The organism is Paraburkholderia sp. RL17-347-BIC-D (genome assembly GCF_046027915.1).
Classification (GTDB): domain Bacteria; phylum Pseudomonadota; class Gammaproteobacteria; order Burkholderiales; family Burkholderiaceae; genus Paraburkholderia.
The window spans coordinates 1-370 of the sequence record NZ_JARESS010000268.1 but is presented as its reverse complement, the minus strand read 5'-3'; the positions used below and the strand labels follow the sequence as shown (position 1 = coordinate 370).

Annotated in this window: 1 protein-coding gene; it reads left to right on the top strand. The window is 57.3% G+C overall.

What is annotated here, in order from left to right:
- Positions 1-369, top strand: a 369-nt coding sequence (locus P0D96_RS48505) for a 6TM ABC transporter family protein (RefSeq protein WP_408321499.1), incomplete at its 5' end; no start/stop codon positions are given.
- Between the last annotated feature and the right edge of the window lies 1 nt (position 370).

Sequence of the window (370 nt, the reverse complement as noted above, 5' to 3'; positions counted from 1 at the left end):
AAAACCGCGATTGGAGATGCGATGCAATTGGACAAGCAACAAAAGAGGCTCAGGCAAAGTGGCGTAACTATGCGTCCTGGCCCGCCAAGCTTGCTGGCAAAGGTACTGGCCGTGGTGATAGGCGCTGCCCTGCTCGTCGTGGGGTTCGCCGTTTCGCTTGTAATGTTGGCAGTGGTTCTTGGAGCAGGAATTGTGATCGGCGGTTTTGTCTGGTGGAAGACGCGCGATCTGCGCAAACAGATTCGTGAGCAGGCAATACGCGCACAGCAGACGCACGAGCAGCAGGTGCGCGAGCGCGCGGGCCAGCGCATGGATATCGGCGACGTGATCGAGGACGTAGAGTTCCACGACGAGAATCGACAGAAATAAG